This window comes from Nocardioides sp. zg-1230, assembly GCF_013155335.1.
Taxonomy (GTDB): Bacteria; Actinomycetota; Actinomycetes; order Propionibacteriales; family Nocardioidaceae; genus Nocardioides.
Window position 1 is genome coordinate 190512 of sequence record NZ_JABJQZ010000005.1, and the last position, 17402, is coordinate 207913.

Annotated in this window: 21 protein-coding genes; 11 read left to right on the plus strand and 10 right to left on the minus strand. The window is 69.0% G+C overall.

The window, feature by feature from the left end:
* Positions 1-72 precede the first annotated feature (72 nt).
* Genes trxA through HOO61_RS16790 form a run of 4 tightly spaced genes read left to right on the plus strand, consistent with a single transcriptional unit; the run spans position 73 to position 2451 of the window.
* Positions 73-432 carry a thioredoxin gene (trxA, locus tag HOO61_RS16775; RefSeq protein WP_172260511.1) on the plus strand — a complete coding sequence of 120 codons (360 nt, stop codon included), beginning with the start codon at positions 73-75 and terminating at the stop codon, positions 430-432.
* Complete coding sequence (locus HOO61_RS16780; RefSeq protein WP_172260513.1) at positions 432-833, plus strand: DUF302 domain-containing protein; 402 nt, start codon at positions 432-434, stop codon at positions 831-833. The genes trxA and HOO61_RS16780 overlap by 1 nt, the downstream gene beginning before the upstream one ends.
* Positions 833-1099 (plus strand): metal-sensitive transcriptional regulator, encoded by a 267-nt coding sequence (locus HOO61_RS16785; protein WP_172260515.1) that lies wholly within the window; start codon positions 833-835, stop codon positions 1097-1099. Before HOO61_RS16780 ends, HOO61_RS16785 begins: the two co-directional genes overlap by 1 nt.
* A 47-nt stretch (positions 1100-1146) precedes the next feature.
* On the plus strand, positions 1147-2451 hold the full coding sequence (locus tag HOO61_RS16790) for an MFS transporter (RefSeq protein WP_172260517.1): 1305 nt from the start codon (positions 1147-1149) through the stop codon (positions 2449-2451).
* Positions 2452-2622: 171 nt separating this feature from the next.
* On the opposite strand, the gene HOO61_RS16795 is transcribed toward HOO61_RS16790, so the two are convergent.
* From HOO61_RS16795 to HOO61_RS16805, 3 genes are all read right to left on the minus strand, one after another.
* Positions 2623-3813, minus strand: a complete 1191-nt coding sequence (locus tag HOO61_RS16795; RefSeq protein ID WP_172260519.1) for a LuxR C-terminal-related transcriptional regulator — start codon at positions 3811-3813, stop codon at positions 2623-2625.
* A gap of 79 nt (positions 3814-3892) precedes the next feature.
* Positions 3893-4711 (minus strand): hypothetical protein, encoded by an 819-nt coding sequence (locus HOO61_RS16800; protein ID WP_172260521.1) that lies wholly within the window; start codon positions 4709-4711, stop codon positions 3893-3895.
* A 551-nt stretch (positions 4712-5262) separates the two neighbouring features.
* Positions 5263-5865, minus strand: coding sequence for a dihydrofolate reductase family protein (locus HOO61_RS16805; RefSeq protein WP_172260523.1), 603 nt, complete (start codon positions 5863-5865; stop codon positions 5263-5265).
* A 143-nt stretch (positions 5866-6008) separates the two neighbouring features.
* On the opposite strand from HOO61_RS16805, the gene HOO61_RS24975 reads away from it, so the two are divergent.
* Positions 6009-6827, plus strand: coding sequence for an AraC family transcriptional regulator (locus HOO61_RS24975; protein WP_172260525.1), 819 nt, complete (start codon positions 6009-6011; stop codon positions 6825-6827).
* 372 nt (positions 6828-7199) lie between these two features.
* Here HOO61_RS24975 and HOO61_RS16815 read toward each other — a convergent pair whose 3' ends face one another.
* The gene (locus HOO61_RS16815; RefSeq protein ID WP_216659040.1) at positions 7200-7811 is read right to left on the minus strand and encodes a GNAT family N-acetyltransferase; all 612 of its coding nucleotides are present in this window, start codon (positions 7809-7811) and stop codon (positions 7200-7202) included.
* Between the two features lie 171 nt (positions 7812-7982).
* Here HOO61_RS16815 and HOO61_RS16820 point away from each other — a divergent pair, with 171 nt between their 5' ends.
* Genes HOO61_RS16820 through HOO61_RS16835 form a run of 4 tightly spaced genes read left to right on the plus strand, consistent with a single transcriptional unit; the run spans position 7983 to position 11461 of the window.
* Complete coding sequence (locus HOO61_RS16820; protein WP_172260529.1) at positions 7983-8849, plus strand: hypothetical protein; 867 nt, start codon at positions 7983-7985, stop codon at positions 8847-8849.
* Positions 8846-9607: a 2-phosphosulfolactate phosphatase gene (locus HOO61_RS16825; RefSeq protein WP_172260531.1), complete on the plus strand. Its 762-nt coding sequence runs from the start codon at positions 8846-8848 to the stop codon at positions 9605-9607. Before HOO61_RS16820 ends, HOO61_RS16825 begins: the two co-directional genes overlap by 4 nt.
* 5 nt (positions 9608-9612) lie before the next feature.
* Positions 9613-10851, plus strand: a complete 1239-nt coding sequence (locus HOO61_RS16830) for a sensor histidine kinase (protein ID WP_172260533.1) — start codon at positions 9613-9615, stop codon at positions 10849-10851.
* Entirely contained in the window at positions 10844-11461 is a 618-nt protein-coding gene (locus tag HOO61_RS16835; RefSeq protein ID WP_172260535.1) for a response regulator transcription factor, read from the plus strand. The genes HOO61_RS16830 and HOO61_RS16835 overlap by 8 nt, the downstream gene beginning before the upstream one ends.
* A 78-nt stretch (positions 11462-11539) precedes the next feature.
* On the opposite strand, the gene HOO61_RS16840 is transcribed toward HOO61_RS16835, so the two are convergent.
* The 4 genes from HOO61_RS16840 to HOO61_RS16855 all read right to left on the minus strand — a co-directional run bounded on the left by HOO61_RS16840 (position 11540) and on the right by HOO61_RS16855 (position 13879).
* The gene (locus HOO61_RS16840; RefSeq protein ID WP_216659041.1) at positions 11540-12121 is read right to left on the minus strand and encodes a hypothetical protein; all 582 of its coding nucleotides are present in this window, start codon (positions 12119-12121) and stop codon (positions 11540-11542) included.
* A complete protein-coding gene (locus HOO61_RS16845; RefSeq protein ID WP_216659042.1) occupies positions 12118-12576 on the minus strand; it encodes a hypothetical protein in 459 nt (152 codons plus the stop codon). Before HOO61_RS16845 ends, HOO61_RS16840 begins: the two co-directional genes overlap by 4 nt.
* 374 nt (positions 12577-12950) lie before the next feature.
* Entirely contained in the window at positions 12951-13349 is a 399-nt protein-coding gene (locus HOO61_RS24980; RefSeq protein WP_216659081.1) for an NUDIX domain-containing protein, read from the minus strand.
* Positions 13346-13879: a winged helix-turn-helix transcriptional regulator gene (locus HOO61_RS16855; protein WP_367650222.1), complete on the minus strand. Its 534-nt coding sequence runs from the start codon at positions 13877-13879 to the stop codon at positions 13346-13348. The genes HOO61_RS24980 and HOO61_RS16855 overlap by 4 nt, the downstream gene beginning before the upstream one ends.
* Positions 13880-13938: 59 nt before the next feature.
* On the opposite strand from HOO61_RS16855, the gene HOO61_RS16860 reads away from it, so the two are divergent.
* Both HOO61_RS16860 and HOO61_RS16865 read left to right on the plus strand, forming a co-directional pair.
* Positions 13939-15555, plus strand: a complete 1617-nt coding sequence (locus HOO61_RS16860; protein ID WP_172260537.1) for an MFS transporter — start codon at positions 13939-13941, stop codon at positions 15553-15555.
* A gap of 44 nt (positions 15556-15599) precedes the next feature.
* Positions 15600-16298 (plus strand): alpha/beta fold hydrolase, encoded by a 699-nt coding sequence (locus HOO61_RS16865; RefSeq protein ID WP_367650242.1) that lies wholly within the window; start codon positions 15600-15602, stop codon positions 16296-16298.
* Here the strand turns inward: HOO61_RS16865 and HOO61_RS16870 are convergent.
* Both HOO61_RS16870 and HOO61_RS16875 read right to left on the minus strand, forming a co-directional pair.
* The gene (locus HOO61_RS16870) at positions 16284-16958 is read right to left on the minus strand and encodes a hypothetical protein (protein WP_172260541.1); all 675 of its coding nucleotides are present in this window, start codon (positions 16956-16958) and stop codon (positions 16284-16286) included. The genes HOO61_RS16865 and HOO61_RS16870 overlap by 15 nt on opposite strands.
* Positions 16951-17397, minus strand: a complete 447-nt coding sequence (locus HOO61_RS16875) for a hypothetical protein (protein WP_172260543.1) — start codon at positions 17395-17397, stop codon at positions 16951-16953. Before HOO61_RS16875 ends, HOO61_RS16870 begins: the two co-directional genes overlap by 8 nt.
* Positions 17398-17402 lie beyond the last annotated feature (5 nt).

Genomic DNA, 17402 nt, shown 5'->3' on the forward strand with positions numbered 1-17402 from the left:
TGGAATACGGGAGGGGGTATCTTGGTTGCGGTGGGTACGACCACCTGAGACACAAGCAGAGGAGCCAACCCGATGGCCACCATCACCCTGGGTGCGGAGAACTTCGAGCGCACCGTCACCGAGAACGACATCGTCTTCGTCGACTTCTGGGCGTCCTGGTGCGGCCCGTGCCGCATGTTCGCCCCCGTGTACGAGAAGGCCTCGGCCGAGCACCCGGACATCGTGTTCGGCAAGGTCGACACCGAGGCCGAGCAGGCACTCGCTGCCGCCGCGAACATCACCTCCATCCCCACGCTGATGGCGTTCAAGTCCGGCACCCTGGTCTTCTCCCAGCCCGGCGCCCTGCCGGCCGCCGCTCTTGAGCAGGTCATCGCTGGCGTGCGTGACCTCGACGTCGAGGCCGCCCTCGCCGAGCAGAAGCAGAGCGCCTGATGGCCACCTTCACGCTCAGTGCCACGCTGCCCCGCTCGTACGACGACGCCGTCGAGGCCGTGCGAGCCGCACTCGGCGACCAGGGGTTCGGCATCCTGACCGAGATCGACCTCAAGGCCACGTTGAAGACCAAGCTCGACGTCGACGTCGCGCCCCAGGTCATCCTCGGCGCCTGCCGACCCGCGCTCGCCTATGAGGCGCTCAACGTGGACCCCTCCATCGCCGCGGTGCTGCCGTGCAACGTGGTGGTGCGGGCACTCGACGACGCGACCACCCTCGTCGAGGCTTTCGACCCCGACGCAATGATGGGGCTGGCCGACAACGACGCGTTGCACGCCGTCGCCGCCGACGCCAAGGAGCGTCTCACCGCCGCGCTCGCGGCACTGACCCAGGAGAAGTGATGGAGCTCGACCCCACCTCGATGAAGCCGGTCATCAACCGCATCAAGCGCGCCCAGGGCCAGCTTGCCGGCGTGCTGCGCCTGCTCGAGGAAGGCCGCGACTGTGAGGACGTCGTCACCCAGCTCGCCGCCGTGTCCAAGGCCCTCGACCGGGCCGGGTTCGCCATCGTCGCCAGCGGCCTGCAGCAGTGCCTCGTCGAGAACGACGGCGACGCTGACAGCCTCGACGTGAAGAAGATGGAGAAGCTCTTCCTCTCCCTCGCGTGAGCGGAAGTCCGGTTCGACGTCCGTCCTGCTCTGTCTGGAGGTGGCCCATGGGCGAGATCAGCGGCACCGGACGACACGTCGAGCTCGGCCTGCGGCAGAACGCTGCGCAGTTCACGCTGCTCGTGGTCGTGAACGCCCTGGTCGGAGGCATGCTCGGGCAGGAGCGGACCGTGCTGCCTCTGCTCGGCCAGGAAGAGTTCGGACTCACCGCCTACACCGCCGGGCTGAGCTTCATTCTCGCGTTCGGCGTCTCGAAGGCCGCCACCAACTACTTCGCCGGCACCTGGTCGGACCGTTTCGGCCGCAAGCCGGTCCTGGTCGCGGGCTGGCTCGTCGCCGTACCGGTGCCCTTCATGCTGATCTGGGCGCCGTCGTGGACCTGGATCATCGTCGCGAACGTGCTGCTCGGGATCAGCCAGGGCCTGACCTGGTCGACGACCGTGGTGATGAAGATCGACCTCGTCGGACCAGCCCGGCGTGGCCTGGCGATGGGCCTGAACGAGGCCGCCGGGTACGCCGCTGTCGCCGTCACCGCGCTGGCCACCGGGTACGTCGCGGAGTCGTACGGGCTTCGCCCGGAACCGTTCTTCCTCGGGATCGCCTTCGCGGCCCTCGGCCTCGGGCTGTCGACCCTGGCCGTGAAGGAGACGCGTGAGCATGCCCGGCTGGAGGCCACCGGGCACGTCGCCCGGGCCGACGGGAGGCACGACCACCTCCACGGCGAGCTCACCAACGGCCAGGTGTTCGTGCAGACCAGCTTCAGGGAGCCCGCCCTGTCCTCGGCTAGCCAGGCCGGCCTGGTCAACAACCTCAACGACGGCCTCGCCTGGGGCCTGTTCCCGATCCTGTTCGCCAGCGCCGGGCTCTCGGTCGGCAAGATCGGCGTCCTCGCCGCCCTCTACCCCGCCGTGTGGGGCGTCGGGCAGCTCGTCACCGGAGCGCTCTCCGACCGGTGGGGCCGGAAGTGGCTCATCGCGGGCGGCATGTGGCTCCAGGCCGTGGCCCTCGCACTGATCGCGCTGGCCGAGTCGTTCCCCGTCTGGGCCGTCGCGGCCATGCTGCTCGGTGCCGGCACGGCGATGGTCTACCCCACGCTCCTCGCCTCGATCGGCGACGTGGCCCACCCCGCCTGGCGCGCCCGCTCGGTCGGGGTCTACCGGCTGTGGCGCGACGGCGGCTTCGCGGTCGGGGCGCTGCTGGCCGGCATCGTCGCCGACGCCCTCGGCGTCGATGCCGCCGTCTGGACGGTCGCCGCGCTGACCGCTGGGTCCGGCGTCGTCGTGGCGCTGCGCATGTACGAGACCCGCCACCGACCGCATGCGTCCGACCAGGAGGTGGTCGGGAACGGGTGAGCGGGCCACGAGGGACGCTCTGTCCGCGGAGCTCGCAGCTGTCAGCAGGGTCCTCGTCGGTCCCGCTGACCTGCGTAAACGTCGCGCTGGGAGGACCGTGGGGTGCAGTTGGTACGCGCAAGGACGAAAGGCGTCGGAAGATGACCAAATGTTCAACTTCGAGTGAGCGGCTCATCCGTCAGGTCCGTGAAGAGCGTCTCCTGGGCAGGGCCGGGGTTGGTGTCGGTGTGTCAGGCGCAGTCGCGGAGGTGCTGACTGGCGAACGGCGTAGGCGGCCGCCTCCGCCCTCGACTTCAAGTCGAGCTTGTGCAGGATGCTGCTGACGTGATGTCCGACCGTGCGACGGCTGAGAAACAGTCGTTGAGCGATTTCTGGATTGCTCAGTCCTGCGGCCAGCAGTTCGAGGACGTCGCGTTCGCGCACTGAGAGTGTGTCGCCGCTTGGGCGTCCTGGACGTGGGGTGACGCCGAGCGATCTGAGCAGGGCAGCTGCCTCAGCCGCGCGCTGGCGGGCTCCGATCCCCTCGAGCCGTTGGTGGGCGGCTTGCGCTCGGCCGATCGCAGCGTCGACATCGTCGGCTCGCAGCATCAACGCGAGGTGAAGCTCGGTGCACGCGGCTTCGAAGGGCAGCTCGAGACGGGTGAACATCTCCAGCGCGAACCCGAGATGGTTCCGGGCTGAATTGACATCATGCTGCGCCACAGAAAGCAGTCCGCTTGCCTTCGCGAGGAGACCAGCGCTTCGGGGGTACGCCGGGGCGCGCCTCACCGGGTGGTCGTGTGCCAGCAGTTGCGCGGCCTCCTCGAGGCGACCGGCGGCCAGCGCAACCTCGGCCAGTGCCGCCACGAGAAGCGCATAGTCCGCACTGTCCAGCGACTGGACGGCGAGCTCACTGCGAAGCGCTGCCCGGGCTTCATCCGTCCTGCCGAGATCAAGGAGGCATGATGCCCTGATCGCCACACCGGTCGCGGTATCGTCCGCGGCATCCAACAGCTGAAGGCCCTCTTCCGATCGGCCCTGGCGTTGACGCAGGTCCGCGAGCGCGGTCAAAGCCTCGGCGCGCGGCCCCCGACCGGTGTCCGCGGCCATCGACAGTGCACGATCCAGCTCACGCTCGGCTTCGGTCCAGCGCCCGGCGGCCACCAGCACCCGGCCGTAGTGGGCGCGGCACCGAGCCTGAAGGAAAGGGCAGCCATAGGTGTCCATAAACCGGTCGGCGGCCCGGCACCACTGGCTCGCGCGCTGCACGTCGTCAACCAGGCTGCAGGCCGCGAGCATGTCGCAACTGGCCCACACGACGACCTCAAGCATGCCTCGAGGCTCGGCGAGGGTCGCCGCCATGGCCTCGTCGAGCATGCCCATGCCGCGCATTCGCTCAGCGCCCAGGCGGTCCTCGAACCCGACCAGCCTGAGTCTAGGAGCTGCTGTCGCTCCGGGACCGTCAATCGCGCGATTCGTTCGTCCATACGCCGCTCTCGTTGCCGTCATCGCCGACGAGCAGGACCCGGTCGCCGTTCGTTGCCGCGATCAGGGTGTGATCGCTCGCGGTGGCTGGGCGCATCGGGGCAGGGAGCCTGCGCCAGGCCGAGCTGCCGAGAGGTGTGCCCCACAGCTCGTAAGAGTCGCCGGTGCTCACGGTCGCGAGGAGTTCGTCCTTCGTGGCGGCCGTCGAGGCGACGTACGGCGTTCCTCGCCAGGTGTTGGCGACGCGACCGAACTCGGTCGCGGGCTGCCATCCTTCGTCCGTGCGTGTCCACGACGCAAAGTGATCTCCCGAGAGGCCGACGGCCTGAAGGTGGCCGTCGGCCAGCAGCACTGCCCGGTGCATGTCCTCGGGGGTTGAGCTCGACGGCACGTCCTCGGGCGCCCACGTCAGCCCGTCGGAGGAGGTCCAGGCGGCCGGGTCCCGATCTGCCATCGACCCGCGGTGTGCTCCGCCGCCGACCAGGGTCCACCCGCTGGCGTCCCAGACGCCCGACTGGGCGATTGCCTCGTAGCCGGCGGGACCCGTCAGCGCAGGCTCGCCCTCGACCTTGGTGAAAGCGCTGGGGTCGTCGGTGACCCACACGCCGGGTCCGGACAGCCGGTTCCCGGCGATCAGCCAGCCTTCCGGGCCACCCGTGACGGGTCCGACGCCTGTGGCTGTGACACCGCCGTACTGGGTGAACACCGCGGGAACGTCGACCAGCGACCGGTCACTGTTCTGCTTGAAGGTGGTGACACGTGGGTTGCCGTGGGCTCCGCCAGATCGTGCTCCCACGACCGCAATCCGGTCGCGGGAGCAGGCGATCGAGTTGAGGATCGCTCGGTGTCCCCAGTACGTCGTCGTACTGATGGTGACGGGCGCCCACCGGATGCCATCCGGTGAGGACCAGGCTGCTGGGCGCGTGTCTCGCGTCTGCGATGGCTCGTCCAGGTAGACCGCACCCACCAGCCACCAGGCGTCGTCACACCAGGTGGCGTCGCGGAAGACGCTTCGGCCCGGGAGCCCGGGGTGCTGCGGCACCGTGCCGCGAACCCACGCGCGGTCGTCCGTCGGGGCCGAGGGCCGTTCGGAGGTGCATCCGGCGAGGGACACGCTCAGCGACACCAGCACGGCCATCCATCCGCGGCGGCGACGTCGCGAGCCCACGCGCGGATGGTGATGGCCGGTCATGTGTTCTCCTGTACGGGCACGTCGGATCGGCTGGTGAGGCACGGGCTCGTTCCTCGGCCACCAGTTCGGAGATGACTGTCTGGCACTAGGGCGCACTTGCGCACCGGGTGTTTGTCACAGTTCAGCCGTGTGCCGCCCTCCGGCATGGCGGGCAGTCACGCGTCACCGTCGTGGTCGATGTCGTAGGTGAGGACGATGCTGCCAAGGGAGGTCGTGTCGCAGCCGGTCAGCTTCAGCGACAGGGGCGAGGGGAGCTCACCGAAGAGTCGCGTCCCGGATCCGAGCACCAGAGGATGGACGTAGAGGCGGAGGCCGTCGATCAGGTCCTGCCGGAGCAGGTGGCGGACCACGACGCCACTACCGAGGATGACGAGGTCTCCGGTGCCGGTGGACTTGAGGCGTCTGACGTTCGAGGCGAGGTCGCCCGTCATCACGGTGGTGTTGTCCCAGGTGACGTCGTTGTAGTCGAGCGTCGAGCTGGCCACGTGCTTGGGGGTGCCGTTGAGGTGCGCGGCCATGAGGTTGGTGTCGGGTTGGTGGGGCCAGAATGCGGCCATCTTCTCGTAGGTCCGGCGACCGAAGAGGTAGGCGCTCGTTCCTGCCAGACCGTTGCGTCCGCTCGTGGTGTGAATGGCGTCGGCGAAGCGGGCTCCCCACCCGCCGTGCTTGAACCCTCCAGAACGGTCCTCGTCGGGCGATCCCAGGCCCTGCATGACTCCGTCGACGGACAGGAACTCGATCGCGATCAGCTTTCGCATGGTGTGTACTCCTTTCGGGGCATACCCTCGCGCGCGACGACGGGGTTCGCCTTGTACGAAATTGACCGGGACGACGTGTCGACCGTTCCGAGCGGTGGGAAGGGGGCGGCGTGCGCGACGTGGTACGGCGAGAGCCTGGGCCGGTGCTCGTGCGACACCCGGCGCATCCCGCCCTGCGCGGCATCGTGGCCGGGATGGTGGGCTATCGCGAAGACACGACGGGACGAGTGGTGCGGCGTCAACCGGCGGGGAGCCTGATCCCGCTGGTCGTGTCCTTCGGTCCTCGGCTTGAGATCCTCGATCTGTCCCACGGCATCGGGGTGGGGCTCAAAGAATCCTTCGTCGTCGGCGTGATGCCCGGGCACGCCACCACCGCCTTCACCGGCGGCCAGCATTGCCTGCAGGTCTACCTGACTCCGCTTGGTGCGTCGCTGCTGTTCGACGCGCCCGCTGCTTCGATCGCCCGCGCTGTGGTGGACCTGACCGACGTCATCCCCGCCTTTGGTGAGGGGTTCCGCGAGCGCTTGTGGGCGGCCGGCAACTGGGCTCGTCGCTTCGAGATGATGGATCGTGCGCTGCTCCAACGCCTCGCGTGCTCGGAGGGCGCTGATCCGATGGTGGCCTGGATGTGGCACCAGATTCACCGCAGCCGTGGAATGGCGCGCATCTCGGCGCTGGTGGGGGAGACGGGGTCGAGTCATCGCCACGTGTCGTCACGGTTCAAGCAGACGATCGGCGTCACCCCAAAGGTCGCCGCAGCCGTGGTGCGTTTCGAGTGGGCGGCGGCCGCTCTGCACCGTGCTTCGATCGCCGACGTCGCCGCGGCCTACGGATACGTCGACCAGAGCCACCTGGTCCGCGAGTTCCGGCGTTTCAGCGGCGAGACGCCGACGCAGCTGCGGGAGGCGAGGCGGCCCACCGCTTACACCGCCCTCGGCGCTGTCGCCGACGACCTCTCCTGAGCACGCGCGCCACCGGACCTTGATCAGGACGACGGGTCAGATGACCCGGTGTGCTCGTCGACGAACCACAGGTACGGCAGCTCCTGACCTGTCATGGCGATGGGCCCCAGATCGCTCGCCGCCTCGAGCGCGGCGAGGGTCGACACCTCCGCGGGCAAACATCGGTACACCGCGTGGACCGACATGAGCTGGCGGGCTTCGTCGCGGCCGAGATCCGCGGGCCATCGGCCTGCGCTGTGGGCGTGGATCGCCTGTGCCCGGCGCGGTACGCCGCAAGGTCCAGGTCGAGGAGGTGACTCGACAGGGGGACGATGCGCAGATCACCCCCCACCGACTCCGGCTCGGGCCACCGTCTGGGCCGAGGCGCTCGTGTCATGCGATGGTGTTCCATTCGCCAAGGTCGCTCGGGTGGAGCCACTCTGCCGCCAGAGCTCCGAACACCACAGAGTCGACCCACTCGTCCTTGATGAACGCGTTCTCCCTGAGGTGGCCCTCGCGGCGCATCCCGACGCGCTCGCACAGGCGCAGGCTGGCCTCATTGCGGGGGTCGACGTGGGCCAGCACCCGGTGCATGCCATAGGTCTCGAACGCAATTCGCATGAGCGCGTGAACGGCTTCGGTGGCGTATCCGTGCCCGCCGGCCTCCGGGTCGAATGCCCAGCCCATCTCGCCGCGCGACATGGTCTCGTCGACCGGCCAAAGCACCACGTCGCCGATGAGGCGACCCTGGAGCTCCACTACGAGCGACAGCGCGGACCCTGGTCCGTCGAGCTGTGTCCGTTTGATGCGTTCAACGATCCGCCGCTGTGCTTCCGCACGGGTCCATGGCTCCCACGGGACGTAAGTGACCACGGTGGGGCTGGCGTAGTAGGCCAACGAGTCGTCGACGTCGTCGACCGTGTAGCTACGCAGGCTGAGCCTGGCTGTGTGATGGGGAAGGGCCAGGCTGGGGGAACGGACGGTGGCCGGTTGTCTCGGAAACACGCGTTCCTGCCTCTTGCTCCGTGCCCGTTGCGTCGCCCCACTCGGCGGCGCCCCGGGCAGTGCGCGTTGGTTCGCATACATGCCATCTGACCGCATTAAACTGTACAGTGCAGTTCGGTTTAATGGCCATGGCGTTGTTGCGGTAGGTCGCGTTCGGAGGTCGTTGTGCTCATGGACAAGAAGGTCGTTATGGCAGTGGTTGATGAAGACGGGATGGGCGTGGAACTGGTCGAGATCCCGGTCGATGCTGCAGTGAGCGCGGCTGGTCGCTTGGCGCGTGCGGGAGAGAGCGACGCGGCGTTGGCCTTGCTGCCAGCCGACAGTCGGGATGCGCGCGTGATCCTCGCGCGCGCCCAGGTCGAGACTGGACGCGGCTACTCGACGGGTGCCCCCGGGGCCCGTGCCGGGCTCCTGCGGGCTCACGCGGCCGTGGCGCGTGCCGAGGACCCCGTGCTGGCGTGGGACGTCGGGCTCCTGCAGGTGCGCGCTGACCTCCACAACGCCTTGTTCACGCCCGGCACACGGTTGGGTAGTGATGAGGGCCGGGACTCGGCGACGGTCAAGCAGCTGCGCGAGGCGATAGATCACCTGCGTAGCAACCCTCCTGACGAGGGACGACGCGCGTGGGCCGACTTCATCCTTGGCACAGTGTTCGACAACCTGTACGGCGTGCGGGACGTGGCGCCTGCGTTGTACCGGTCGGCGTTGGCGCCCGCTCTTGCCGCGGGTGATGACTATCTTGTCTACGAGGTGCTGCGGCACCTGGGCGACCACTCCCACGATCGTGGCGAGATGGACGCTGCGCGGGAGCAGTGGGAGGCCTCGGCCTTCCACGCGGCACGCTCGGGCAGCGCACTTGCGGTGCTCAACCAGCTGATCTTGCTGGCGCAACTGGCTCGTGAGCGCGGCGACGAAGCAGGCGCGAGACCACTCGGCTCCGAGGTTGGCCGGTGGGCCGAGGGTCTCGGAGCGACCCGGTTGCACAGTCAGGCCGCGGCCTTCACTGCCGGTGCAGATCCGACGCGTGATGACGGATGAACCCCGACGTGCGCATCATCGGGACCGGTGAGGCGATGACGTCCGCCGCGGACGCCGCGGTGGTCATCGATGTGCTTCGCGCCTTCACGGTCACCCCCATGCTCTACGTTCGCGGCGCGCGGACTGTCTGGCTTGCGACGGACGACGCGAACGCCCTCGCGACAACACAGCGGCTGCGCGCAACTCGTCCCGCCGTGGTCGCTTTGAAGGACGGTCCGCCTGCCCCCGGGTTCAGGCTGGTGAACTCCCCGGGGCGAGTGGCCCAGCTCGACCTCACAGATCACGACGTCGTGCAGACGACGGCAAACGGCACTCGCGGCGTCCTAGCACTTGCGGATGTTCCATTTGTGCTAGCAGGCAGCCTCGTCAACGCATCGGCCACCGCTGAGATGGTCCGCGAGGCCGGTCCGAGACGAGTGCACCTGGTCGTGACCGGCGCCTCAGGGACTGCCGACGAGGACGTTGCGTGCGCCGAGCTGATCAGAGCACGGCTGCTGGGGCAGCCGGTCGACCAGCGCGCGCTGATCGAACGCGTACGCGCTTCCCAGGCTGCCTGCGACCTCGCCACGGGCGTCGATGCAGCGTTCCCGGGAGTCCACGCTGACGACGTCCGGCTCGCCTGCCAGGTGGACAGCACCGACATCGCGCTCGTCCGGCAGCATCAGCGCGATCTCGTGCACATGCGTCCCTTCCTGGTTCCACGGGCAGGCCGCACGCGCGGTCGCCGAGTCGCGGCAACGTGGAAGACGTTTGGGTGATGATCATGAGTTGGGCCGAGCCCGTCCTGCCCAGCCGCACGCTGACGCGGGCGCGGCTACTGACGGTGGTCTGGTTGTTCTCATCCGTCCTGAGTGTCGTGCTGCTGCCGCTGGTCGGGGTGGGCCGGGAGGGTGCCACGATCCTGCGCGCCAGCGGTGTCGTGGGAGTGGTTGTCTTCTTCGTCGCGCAGGTGCTGGTGATGTGGTCGGCGGTGACCCCGTGGACGACCATCCGTACGCACCGGCGCCGGCAGCTGCTGTTCGTGGCTGCGGCGGCCCTGAGTGTCCCGTTGGTCGGCCCGGTGGCTGCGGACCAGTGGGCCACGTGGGCGTGGCTGGGGGCGAGCGTGATCGGGACGGCGCCGCTGATGTGGTCCTGGTCCTGGGCAGCGGTGGCTTCCCTGGCGGCACTGGTGACCAGTGGGGTAGTGGCCGTCATGTTCAACGGGGACGCGTTCCAGTACGCCGTCGTGACCTTGGGCGTCGGTGCGGGGCTCGCGCTGGTGAACCGTGCGCCGGTGTGGTTGTGGGAGCTGCTGGTGCGTGCCGAGGCGGCCCAGAGGGTCGAAGCGCGGGCAGCGGCCGCCGATGAGCGGAACCGGTTCGGACGCGACGTGCACGACATCCTCGGACACGACCTCACCGTCATTGCGCTGAAGGCCGAGCTGGCAGCGCGGACCGCCGAGGCTGACCCCGCGTCCTCTGCCCGTGAGGCCGAGGAGGTGCGCGCCATCGCCGAGTCGGCGCTCGGTCGCCTCCGGAGGGCGCTCGCGCCGCGGCAGCAAGACCTCGACGTGCGGTCCGAGGTGGACCAGATGGCGCGCATCCTCGCCGCCGCTGGACTGCACACCGACGTCGAGGCCAGCTACGTGGATGCCTCGGCCCCAGCGCTGCGGGCACTCACGATGGCGGTGAAGGAGGCGACGACCAACGTCCTGCGGCACAGCGACGCTCAGCGGTGTCGCATCGTCCTGCGGTCGGAGGGCGATCGTGTGCGGCTCGAGGTGACCAACGATCGGCCCCGCCCGGGACGCTCGCCGCAAGGACCTACCCGGTCGGGCTCGGAGTCGTCGGGTTCGGCGTCGTCGCGCCCGGGCCATTCGAGCTCCGGTCTGGCTGGCCTGCGCGAGCGGGTTGCCGGCGTCGGGGGCACTGTTGCTGTACATCGCGGCGCGGACTCGTTCACCATCGACGTCTCGGTGCCTGCCGGGGTGCCCGACGAGGAGCTGGCCGCCCATGGGTGAATCGCTGAAGGTCGTCGTCGCTGACGACGAGACGACCGTCCGTGCAGCGCTCGCGGCGTTGCTGTCGCTCGAGGCCGACGTCGAGGTGGTTGCGCAGGCCGCGGATGGCCGGGAGGCAGTCAACCAGGCTCGTCGCCATCGTCCCCACGTCGTCGTCCTAGATCTCGAGATGCCCGGACCGGACGGGATCGCCACGACGGTGGAGCTGTGTCGCTCGGTGCCTGACTGCGCGGTGGTGCTGTTGACCGGCCGCGGGCGCCCTGCCCACCTCCGCGACGCCCTCGAGGCGGGTGCCTCTGCGTTCGTGGCCAAGGGTGCGCCGGCGGGCACCTTGGCCGAGGTCATCCGGGGTGTGCGGCGCGGCGAGCGTTACGTCGACCCCGCGCTGGCCGCCGACGCGATCACCGCACCGCCCAACCCCCTGTCCGAGCGGGAGCTCGAGGTGTTGCGCCTCGCTGCGCTTGACCTCCCGACCGCCGTCATCGCTCGCCGTACCAACCTTGCTGGAGGGACCGTCCGCAACTACGTCGCGGCCGCGACCGCGAAGCTGGGCGCCCAGTCGAAGGGACAGGCCATCGCGATCGCCCGAGCTCAAGGCTGGATCAGATAGCACCTGGTGCAGCATCCCGTGGCCGACCGCACCACCAGACCGCGTGGAGCCGCAGGGGTGGTGCGGTCGATCCCGTTGTCACCCGGCGACCGCGAGGAGGAGGGCCGCAGCGCCGAGGGGCACGTCGAGGAGGATGCAGAACTCGGCCATCGACCGGGGGACGACGTCGTTGCGGCGCCAGTGCCGGTAGTCCCACAGTGCGTGGCTGACCAGCACCAGTCCTGCCAGGGCGAGCCCGACCCGCGGTGCGATCAACAACGCGACAAGGGCCAGACCGCCGAAGCAGAGCATCGCCAGGGTCTGCTCGGACAGCATCCGACCGGGTGAGCCGAGGGCCAGTCCGACGACGACCAGGACGCCCACATAGGCGGTCAGACCCCACCACCACGGGACGCCGGCGAGCTCGGTCACGGTGACGGCTGATGCGCTCCCGATGATCCCCGCCCAGGCCACCCACCGCCGGTGGAGGGCGGCGGCAGCCAGATAGCAGGACGCGGCGGCTGCGACCGTGATCGCGGTGCCCTCGGTGTCCACGCCGACCACGATCTGCCACGCAGCGACGAGGAGACCCACGATGCTGGGCCAGTGGCCCCAGGCGGGGCGTCGCACGGGCGTCTGGATCGGCCCAATGTCGGCCGTGGTGCGTTCGTGCGTCGTCACGACGACGACCTGGTCGAGACGGAAGCGGTGAACGTGTCGTTCCCCACCCGCTGGTGGTCGAGATGCGCGGCGGTGTACTCGTGGCGACGCCAGAGCATGGCCAGCAGCATGAAGCCGAGCATCAGCACGTGGCCGTACGACATCACCGCGGCCTCGCTCAGTAGGCCTGCCCAGTGCAACGGGTAGAGCACGACGAACCCGGCGTACATGGCCAGGCTCATCTCCCACGCAGGCGCCCACGCGTGTCCCCGATGCCGCATCCAGGCCACCATCGGGACGGACATCGCCGTGGCCATGACGATGGTGTCGACCTCGACCGATCGAAGGACACTTGTCGGAGACGTGCCAGTGATGGCGACCGTCCAGACCGGGTACAGGACGAGCATGCCCGCCGCCATCGCGACGACCATCTCGACGTAGTGCGTCACGAACCTGGCGGCCGTGGCGGCCTTCATGAGCGACCCTCGCCCGCGGGTCCGAGCTCGTGGGCCCTGGGGTACGGAGTGCACGATGCCGGGGGAGTGCCGCCGTCGATGCGGGCGTCGACGGCGCGTGGGCTGGTGGGGCGGGGCAGCGGTGCGGGTCTGGTCGGAAGAGGTCGCGACGGCCGGGGATTGTTGTGGACGTTCTCGTGAGTGAGCATGGCACTGACCTTGCGTCCTGTCAGCGCATCTTCGACCCGTGCGGTTGGCACGAACCACGCGTGCATCGCGCCTTCGCCCGGAGAGTGCCGCTCGATTGCGCAGTGGCGGACCTTGCTGCCCTCGTCACGGCGTGGCTCTCGGGTAGGGGAGCTGCGTGCGTGACCGCGACACGCGAGTTGGAGTGGCTACACCTCGCCGAGCAGGGCACCTTGACCACCAGCAAGGGCGTGCCCCTTGGTCAAGGGAATCCAATAGCACTCGAACCGTTTTGGATCGCTCCCGTCGTCAGGATCATCCTCGCTGCTCACCCACCGCTCCGGAACCGGACCGGCCACCTCGAGCAGGAAGACATGTCGATGATGCGTCTCCCACCGATACGGAGCCATGTCGTACGTGGTCTCGCCGACCTTGCACTTCACGCGCAGTCCGCCCAGCCCGGTCTCCTCCGACGCTTCGCGTAGAGCCGCGGCAGCGGGTGACTCACCCGGCCGGATGCTGCCCGCCGGAACCTGCAGCCCTGACTCCTCCCAGGTTCGTGGAGGTGACGGAACACCAGAGCACCGCGTTGGTGCCGTCCGGTTCAGGCGCGTCTTTCAACGCCGTGCGTTGAGGAGCGGGGTAAGGGCTCAGCTCCCGGGCCGGACTCGACCTCGACGTCGCCCGCATGCATGACTTCGCCGCAGGCCGCGCAGTGCGGTTCGACGTGGGTCACCTGACCGCAGGCATGGTGCCGGTACAGCGTCGGGGGACCTGCTTCGCCAGCGGTCCACCGATCACCCCACGCCGCGATCGCAAGAAGCACGTCGATGAAGTCATTGCCTTTGGCCGTGAGGACGTACTCGTGACGCGGCGGCCGTTCGGAGTAGGACTCGGCTTCGAGCAGTCCCAGCTCGACCAGGTGTCGCAGTCGCTCGGCCAACACCTTTCGCGAGACCCCGAGATCCTGCCGAAGCTCCTCGAAGCGCCTGATCCCGACGTGCACGTCGCGCAGCACGAGCACCGACCAGGGCTCGGCCACCACCGGCAGGCTCCGAGCGATCGAGCAATCCATCCGCGAGAAGTCGGTCCGATGCATCAGTCCTCCGGGACGAGTTAGTTCCTTGACGGAACTCACAGTGTACGCCTACGGTCACTTCGTCTCTTGAAGAAACTGACAGATGCGGGGGATCTCCCATGACGACAGAAGGGCGTGAACGCCCCACGACCGCACGTGATCAACCCGGAAACGCGGCGGGCTGGCGTGAGTGGGTCGGTCTGGCGGTCGTGTCACTGCCAGCTCTGGTGGTGACGATGGACGTCTCCATCCTGTTCCTGGCGGTACCGTCCTTGACCGCCTCGCTGACACCCACGGCCAGCCAACTGCTCTGGATCAGCGACATCTACGGCTTCGTCATCGCGGGTTCGTTGCTCACCATGGGCGCGGTCAGCGACCGTGTCGGCCCGCGTCGATTGTTGATGGTCGGTGCAGCGGCTTTCGCCGCCGCATCGCTCCTCGCCGCGTTCGCCTCAACCCCCGAGCAATTGATCGCCGCGCGAGCGATCCTCGGCCTGGCCGGCGCGACTCTGGCCCCGTCCTCCATGGCCATCCTGCGCTCGATGTTCCGCGAGGAGCGGCAGCGCAGACAGGCCATCGGAGTGTGGATGAGCTGCTTCGCAGCCGGCGCCGCGGTGGGACCCCTGGTCGGCGGCGCACTGCTGGAGCACTTCTGGTGGGGCTCCGCCTTCCTGCTGAACGTGCCAGTGATGGTGGTGCTCCTTGTCGGGGGAGCCGCCGTGCTGCCAGCCCCACGGGTCCGGCGACGGTCGCGGCTCGATCTCCGCGGCGCCGTGTTGTCACTCGTCGCCGTCCTGCTCGTGACATACGCCCTGAAGACGGTGGTCAGCGAAGGTCTCGGCCTCGTCGCGGTCGTCAGCCTGGCCGCGGGGGCCGCAGTCGGTGGTGCCTTCATGCGGCAGCAGAAGACCGCCTCGCATCCCCTCGTGGACCCTTCGCTGTTGCGAACTCCTGGCTTCGCGGTGTGCCTGGTGGCGATCGTGCTCAGCGCCTTCGTCGTGGCGGGGCTGCTGTTCTACATGGCCCAGCTGCTGCAACTGGTGGCCCAACGAGGACCACTCGAGGCGGGAATGTGGACGCTCCCGGTCATGGTCGCCACCATCACCGGATCGATGTCGGCGCCCGCGCTCCTTGAACGACTGGCCGCGCTGCCACTAGTGGCGGGCGCCCTAGGACTCGCGGGCATCGGGCTGACCATGGCTGCGATGCTGAGTGCGGATGACCACACGTGGCTCATTGCCGGGTCGATCCTGGTGGGGCTCGGAGCCGGCGCGGCCGGCACCATCGCGACCGACAGCATCATCGGTGCCGCGCCGATAGAGCGCGCCGGCGCCGCGTCGGCGGTCACCGAGACTGGAAGCGAGCTCGGGGGCGCCCTGGGCGTCGCGCTGCTCGGCAGCCTGGGGTCGGCGGTCTACCGCGATCGGATGTCCGACGTGCTGCACGCGAGCCTCTCGGCATCATCGACTGCACCGGTCATCGACTCCCGCGCTGGCGCCGCTGGCATCGCCGAGTCTGTGCCCGAAGACGTGCTCCGCGCGGCCGACGCCGCGTTCATCGATGCGCTGCAAGCATCAGCCCTGTCCGCGTCCGCGCTGTGTGCCGTCGCCGCGACTGTCGCTGTCGTGGTTACCCGGCGGGCACGCAACCGATCAGGCGTCCGGCCGACGTCAATGCTGCACGCCAGTAGTTCCCCGCGCGACAAGACGGAACTCGACCAGAGGAGCCAATCGTGACCAGCACCAACCACCGCGCGACCCACGCCGGGCGCAGCACCTTCGTGCTCCTGCCCGGCGCCTGGTCAGGCCCATGGGCGTGGGAACCCATCCACACCCGTCTCACCCGACGTGGCCACCGCGTGCTCACCGTGTCGTTCTCCGGGCTACAACCACGTGGTGACGTGGACGTGGACGCTGTCACCCTGCAGACCCACGTCGACGACACACTGAGCACCATCGCCCGACACGGCCTCACCGACATCGTCCTCGTCGGACACTCGTACTCAGGGCTGGTCGCCGGAATGGTCACCGATCAGGCGCCACGCCACATCGTCCGCACCGTGTACGTCGAAGGCTTCCTGGCCCGTGACGGTGAGTCACTTCTGGACGCCTTCGGCGCCGAGCAGAAGGCCCTGGAGCTGAGGGACATACGGGCGAACGACGGCTGGTGGCCACCCCCGTCCGCCGCGGCCATCGCTCAGGAGCCTGACCTCACCAGCGCCCACGTCCAGTGGCTGGCCACCAAGCTGTTGCCGCACCCGGCGCGGACGATCTCCGAGCCAGTCGAGCTATCCAGCCCCATCGCCGACCAACCCTCGACCGTCATCGCCCGAGCGCACACCGAGCCCCATCTCGAGAAGCTCCAAGTCGCGCACGGCTGGGACGTTAGACACCTTGAAGCGGGCCACTGGCCGATGCTGAGCGTCCCAGATCGGCTCGCCGACCTGCTCGTCGAGGCCGCCGTCTCACGCCGGGCCTGATCGATCCTGGGATCGCAGACGTCGGCTCCCCAGCCATGTCGCGTACACCACGACGAGCATGCCGAGTCCCAGCAGGAAGGCGACCGGGTCGAGCGGCTCGGGGATCCAGCCCGCGAACGATGCCACTCCGATGCCGGCGATGACGCAGGCGAGACCAGCTGAGGCCTCGAGCGCCGCGCACGACGATCGGGTCCGCAACCAGCGCATGAGCGGTACGCCCATCAGCGCCAGGACCACGCCGGCCGCGGACCCGAACGCCAACGAGCGGACGCCGGCGCCATGGTTCGTCAGGCCTGCCAGCACCAGCATCACGCCCGCCGCCATGGCAGCGGGCCGGATGATTGCCTCGACGAGGGCGTACGGCGCTGGAGTGTCGGGGGTGCGGTCTTGTCGCTTGCGCGGGATGTGCGCCCACGCCTCGCCCATCAGGTGGCGTCGTGCCATCTCGGCGACGACGCCCGTGGTCAGCACGGCCAGCGTCGGAGCCACCCACGAGCCGGAGAGGACCCAGGCCAGCGACCCCACCAGCGTGAGCACCTCGGGAGCGGCAAGGACGGACATGGCCCAGCCGCGGACGTAGGCGGGGTGGGCCTGCGCGACGTCCGCTGGATGGAGAAGCCGCTGGGCTCTCGGGTCGGGCAACGAGACTCGCTCAGACATGGTGCTCATGGCTCCTCCAAGGAACGCGGGGGATGTAGGCGGCGGTGCGGTGCGACGCCCGCGCGATGTCGTAGACCTTCTGCCTGGAGACGCCTAGCTCCTCGGCGACCGAGACGGCACTGAAGTCGTCCAGGAGGAGCTCGACGGCGGCAGATCTCACCGCCGCCGCGCGAGAGTTGAGATGGGCCGCGAGCGCCGACACCTCGGCGGCGAGCAGGGCAACCGCCACGCTGCCGCCGAACTCGTGTGCCCAATCCGCCTCATCTGATCGACCAGCGGAGAACAACGCGTCACCGCAGTCCCGCAAGGTCGCGCTGACGACGTCCGGGGGGACTCGCGCGAGCTCGAACCGCGCGACCGCCAGCTCGAGCTCGTCGGGATCGCGATGGGCGAGTATCTCGCTCCAAACGCTCGTGTCATCCCCGGGTTGACGCTTCATCCCGC